Raw genomic sequence first — 5,790 nt, 5'->3', positions numbered from 1 at the left:
GCCCTGAGGTGCCGGCGGCGGTGGCGGCGGTGGCGGAACGGGGCCGGCCCCGACAACCGCCGGTGCGGCGGTCGTGGCAGGAGGAGGGCCCGCCGAGTCGTATCCGGAGAACAGGTCCGCGAGCCCCGCCGGAGGCTCGCGCCAGCCAGAAGGCGTGGGGGCGGGCTGACGGCGTCCGATCCGGATCGAGCGGAGCCTCGGCAGGTCGGTGCGGCGCCGCAGGTCGGCGGTGGCCAAGGCGATGCGCACGCCGGTCCAGTCCTCGCCGGTGCGCTGGGCGACCGAAGCGCGCAGCACCAGACGGCCGCTGCCGTCGCCCTGACGGTGGGTGAGACGGTAGGCCGGCACCCAGACGGCGCCCGGCACCCCGTACTCCAGCTCCAGCTCCACTTCCGCGTCACTCGTGCCGTCGAGGGTCAGGACCGCGGAGACCGTGGTCGCCACATGCGCTGACGGCGCGTCGGTGGAGGCGCGGGCGAGCCTGTCCGCAGCGACGGTGAGCTCGTGCTCGACGAGGCGCAGCGCCTCCTCCAACTCGACGAGGCGCGTATGCAGTCCTGTCAGCCGCTCGTCGACGAAGTCGGCGAGCATCAGCCACGCGTCGACCGAGGTGCGGCGGTGCGGGTCCTCGCGCCTGCGGGCCGGCGGCACCGGGCGCAGAGCCCTGACCTCCTCGATCAGGCTCAGCTGCCGGTCCCGGCGGCCCTCCGCCGCCGCGTACTCGTCGCGCAGCCGTTCGACCTCGCGTCGCAAGTCGTCGGGCGTGCCGGAACCGAGGGGCTCGGCTTCGACCTCCACCCGGGCCTCGGTGACGCGCACCTCGGGGGTGCGAAGGACACGGGCCCGCAGTGAGCCGGGGTCCAGCGAGCGGGGCAGTCCCGTCACCCTCACCCGGCCGTCCGGCGGCACGCTGCCACGGGCCAGGCGGCGGCAGACCGCGCCCTGCGCGTACACCACGACCGAATCGAGGGTCGCCCCCCAACTCTGTGCTGTCCCAGCCGTCATGTGCTCCCGCCCCCCGCCGCGTCCGTGCTGAGCGAAGCCTACGCCCGAGCGGTCCGCGCATCCGCGTCGACGTCCGATGTCAGCTCTGCGTTCCGGCTCATGCCCCGGCGTGCGGCGCGAGTTCCCCGGCCCCGGGTTCCGTGACAGCGGGGGAGGGGCTGACAGCGCCGGTTCGCACCGGTCACAGGAGTGGCCGCTGCGACTCACAGGAGCGGCCGCTGCGACCGTGGACGTGGCAGACAACCGGTCCGGGCTGGTCGGGGCGACTGGGCGAAGCCGGTGACTGACATCCACGGCCAGGACCAGGCGCCCGTCAGCGGCCTCGGGCTGCGGCAACCCGGCCGGCACCTGCCGCAGCCGCGGGATGTCGATGCCGCCGAGGTTCAGCGCGTCTACATCGCGCCGTACCCACGCCGAGTGCCGGACACCCGGCGCGGCCGTCCTCGGCCGGCTGACGCGCCCGCCGCCGCGACCGGAGCCGCCGACGGCGTCGGCAACGTCGGCGGCTCATACGCCTCGTCAGGACGGGAGGGCGCCGAGCTGGCGGAGCTGCGCGAGGACGTCGACGACCGCCCCGGATCTCGGCGATCCGCCCGTCGGCGAAGCGGAAGATGAAGATCTCGTTGTAGGTGACGGTCTTTCCGGTGGGCGGCAGGCCCCGGAACTCGCCCCGGTGGGTCCCGGTCACCGTGTTCCTGGAGACGACCTTGTCGCCCTCCGCGATCGTCTCCTCGACGGCGACGTGGATGTCGGGGAACGCGCGCAGGAGCATCTCCCACACCCGCTTCAGAGCCTCCGCTCCCGCCACGCCCGTCGGTACCGGCGCGTCGAAGAGCATGTCCGGTGCGACGAACTCGTCGATGGCCTTCGAGATGATTTCCGGGTCGCCGCTGTTCACGGCGGAGTGGAAGCGGTTGAGCGTCGCTGTGTTGCTTGCTGCCCCGGCTGCCGGCATGGGGTCTCTCCTCTGCTCTCTGCTGGACGGTGTCTCCGCAGTAGGACGACACAGCAGGAGGACGACACAGCCGCCGGGAATGTGACGCGACGCGCGGACGACGACCTGGAGCCGCTGCCATGTGCGGCGCCTTCGCCGCGGTCGTCGCGTCGGCCGCCGCGATCGCGCCGCGGTCCGTTCGGGCATCGTTCGAGGTGAGGACCTTGACGACAAGCTCAGGCCGCGTGCCGCACCCGCAGGCTGTTCACCGCACGTCGAAGCTTGGCCGTGCGCTTCGCGAGCCCGGCCGCCTCGGGGCCCTCCGTGTTGCGCAGCTGTAGCTCGATCTGGGCGAGCTCTTCGGCGATCTCCGCCAGCCGTTCCTCTGGTCCCGCCGCCTCCACGGGCGTCCGGTCGGTCACCAGAAGCCGCCGCAGCTGCTCGGCCTGCATCGCCAGCTGGCGGTTCTTGCGGTCCAGGTCGAGGAAGACGCTCACCTTGGTGCGCAGCACCCAGGGGTCGAACGGCTTGGTGAGGAAGTCGGCGGCGCCGATCGCGTAACCCCGGTAGGCGTAGTCCGTGTCGGCGTCGGTCCCGGTCAGCAGGATGATGGGCACGTCCTTGGTCTGGTCGAGGCGCTTGATGTTGGCGGCGGTCTCGAAGCCGTCCATGCCGGGCATCAGGACGTCCAGCAGTACGACGGCGAAGTCCTGGCGCAGCATCGCCTTCAGCGCCTCCTCCCCGGAGGAGGCGCGTACCAGCTGCTGGTGGAGGGGGCCTAGCACGGCCTCCAACGCGATGAGGTTCTCCTCCATGTCGTCGACGAGGAGGATGCTGCACTTGTCAGGGGCGGTGGTGGTCATGGCCTCTGCCTCGGCGATTCTCGTCATCGTCATCGTCATCGTCTTCGTCACGGCCACCGCCACCGCCACCGCCATCGGCTTCGGCGATCGTGGCCTGTGCCTCGGCGGTTTCCGGAAGGGGATCCTGCACCTGCTCAAGTTCCCGCTCAGGTTCCCGCTCCGGATTCGGCTTCGGTGCCGAGGGCGCGCCCCGCGGGTCGAGCAGGTCGCAGATGACCGACAGCAGGTGGTCGATGTCCACGGGCTTGGGTACGTAGTCGGAGGCACCGCTGTCGATCGCCTTGGCGCGGTCTCCCGGCATGGCCTTGGCGGTCAGCGCGATGATCGGCAGATGGGCGAGGCGGGGGGTGCCCCGGATGGCTCGCATCGTCTCGTAACCATCCATCTCGGGCATCATGATGTCCATCAGAACCAGCGACACATCGGGGAACCGCTGCAGAACCTCGAGGCCCTCGCGGCCGTTCTCCGCGTACTTCACCGTGATGCCGACGCGGCCCAGCACGTGCGTGAGCGCGAAGACATTACGGATGTCGTCGTCGACGATGAGGATGAGGCGTCCGGTCAGCACCCGGCCGGGGCGTCCGCTCAGCCACTCCTTGAGCCGTGTCGTATCCGGCCAGGCGTCCTCCCGGACCTCCGTGGGCGCCACGGCCCAGCCGACCAGACTGTCCGCACTGCCGATCACGGTGTCCGGCGCATAGTCGGCGGCGGCCCGCACCGGCTCCGGCTGCACGGGGAGCGCGGGCGGGGGAGGAGCCGGGACGGACCCGGCAGCCGGGGCAGGTTCGAGTTCGGGGGCCGTGGCAGGGGGGCCCGTGACCCGCAGTGCCGCCGCTTCCGGCGTGGCCGCGGTGCCGGGGTAGCGCGCCGGAATGTAGAGGGTGAACTGGGAGCCGACCCCCAGCTCGCTCTCGGCGACGATCCGGCCGCCGAGCATCCCGGCGATCTCCCGGCTGATGGACAGGCCGAGACCCGTACCGCCGTACTTGCGGCTCGTGGTGCCGTCGGACTGCTGGAAGGCTTCGAAGACCACCGGAAGCTTCTCGGGCGGAATGCCGATCCCGGTGTCCTTGACCGCGAAGGCGACGACGGCCTCCGCCTTCTTCAGCGTCTCCTCCTCGAAGCGCTCCCCGGACACCCGGTCGACACACAGCTTCACACCACCCGTGGTGGTGAACTTCACCGCGTTGGACAGCAGATTGCGCAGGATCTGCTGGAGCCGCTGCTCGTCGGAGAACAGCTCCTGTGGCACGTCGTCGGCCACGGTGATCTCGAAGCTCAGCCCGCGGTCCACGGTCAGCGGGTGGAACGTGGCGTGCACGTAGTCGAGCAGCTTGTTCAGCGGCAGCCGCTTCGGGTGCACGTCCATCCGGCCCGCCTCGATCTTCGACAGGTCGAGGATGTCGCTGATCAGCTGCAGCAGGTCGGAGCCCGCGCGGTGGATGGTGGCGGCGAACTGCACTTCCTGCTCCGACAGATGACTGTCGGGGTTGTCCGCGAGGAGCCGCGCCAGGATCAGCAGCGAGTTGAGCGGAGTGCGCAGCTCGTGCGACATGTTCGCCAGGAACTCCGACTTGTACTGCGAGGCGGTCGCGAGCAGCGCCGCCTTCTCCTCCAGCTCGGCATTGGAGCGCTGCAGCTCGTCGGAGCGCATCCGCAGCTCGGCGGTGAGCCGCTGCGACTCCGACAGCAGCGACTCCGTACGGGAGTTGGCGATGATGGTGTTGATCGAAACACCGATGGTGTTGGCGAACTGGTCGATGAAGGCCAGGTGCACGTCGCTGAACCTGCTGAGCGCGGCCAGCTCGATCACGCCGAGTACCTGGTCCTCGAAGAGAATCGGCAGGATGACGACGCTGTGCGGCAGCGACGAGCCGAGCCCGGAGTTGATCGTGATGTAGTCGGGCGGGGCGTCCGCGATGATGATGCGCTGCTTCTCCTGGGCTGCCTGGGCGATCAGGCCGCGGCCCGGGGTGCCGGTTCCGGGGAGTGGTCCCCGGCTGCCGGCCTGGTCGGTGCCGTACCCGGCGATGAATTCCAGGCCTGCGCCGGGCGGTGCACCGGCCTCGGACAGGAAGAACGCGCCGAACTGGGCATTCACCAGCGGTGTCAGCTCGCGCAGGATCAGGTCGGCGACCTCCACCAGGTCGCGGTGGCCCTGCATCAGGGCGGCCATACGAGTGAGGTTGGACTCGAGCCAGTCCTTGGCGCGGGTGGTCTCGCGGAGGTTGGCCACCATGAGGTTGACGTTGTTCTTCAGCTCGGCGACCTCGCCCTGCGCCTCGACCGCGATGGAGCGGGACATGTCGCCCTGGGTGACCGCGCTGGCCACCTCGGCGATGGCGCGCACCTGGGTGGTCAGGTTCAGGGCCAGCTCGTTGACGTTCGTGGTCAGCCGCTTCCACGTCCCGTAGACGCCCTCGACGCGGGCCTGGCCGCCCAGTTGCCCTTCGCTGCCGACCTCGCGGGCGACGCGGGTGACCTCGGAGGCGAACGAGGAGAGCGTGTCCACCATCGTGTTGATGGTCGTCTTGAGTTCCAGGATCTCGCCGCGCGCGTCAACGTCGATCTTCTTAGACAGGTCGCCCTGGGCGACGGCGGTGGCGACCTGGGCGATGTTGCGTACCTGGGAGGTGAGGTTGTCGGCCATGAAGTTGACGTTGTCGGTGAGGTCCTTCCAGACGCCGGAGACGCCGCGGACCTGGGCGCGGCCGCCGAGGCTGCCTTCGGTGCCGACCTCGCGGGCGACGCGGGTGACCTCGTCGGCGAAGGCCCGCAGCTGGTCGACCATCGTGTTGATGGTGTCCTTCAGCTCCAGGATCTCGCCGCGTGCGTCCACCGTGATCTTCTTCGACAGGTCACCGTCGGCGACGGCCGTGGTCACCTGGGCGATGTTGCGTACCTGGGAGGTCAGATTCAACGCCATGAAGTTGACGTTGTCCGTCAGTTCCTTCCAGACGCCCGAGACGCCGCGGACCTGCGCCTGAC

General features: G+C 70.1%; 3 protein-coding genes and 2 pseudogenes. All 5 read right to left on the bottom strand.

Annotation, left to right across the window (positions count from 1 at the left end):
* On the bottom strand, nt 1–1,005 hold a 1,005-nt coding region (locus ACWGI8_RS37905), incomplete at its 3' end, for a DUF4139 domain-containing protein (protein WP_453667982.1).
* A gap of 190 nt (nt 1,006–1,195) precedes the next feature.
* Nucleotides 1,196–1,433, bottom strand: a pseudogene (locus tag ACWGI8_RS37900) (transposase); the annotation flags it as partial.
* A 206-nt stretch (nt 1,434–1,639) separates the two neighbouring features.
* Nucleotides 1,640–1,960, bottom strand: a pseudogene (locus tag ACWGI8_RS37895) (ester cyclase); the annotation flags it as partial.
* A 215-nt stretch (nt 1,961–2,175) separates the two neighbouring features.
* Entirely contained in the window at nt 2,176–2,835 is a 660-nt protein-coding gene (locus tag ACWGI8_RS37890) for a response regulator (protein ID WP_453667981.1), read from the bottom strand.
* On the bottom strand, nt 2,783–5,790 hold a 3,008-nt coding region (locus tag ACWGI8_RS37885), incomplete at its 5' end, for a HAMP domain-containing protein (RefSeq protein ID WP_453667980.1). The genes ACWGI8_RS37885 and ACWGI8_RS37890, both read right to left, overlap by 53 nt.

This window comes from Streptomyces sp. NPDC054841 (genome assembly GCF_053611045.1).
Note: the sequence above shows the minus strand (reverse complement) of the source record. Positions and strands in the feature narration are given on the sequence as shown.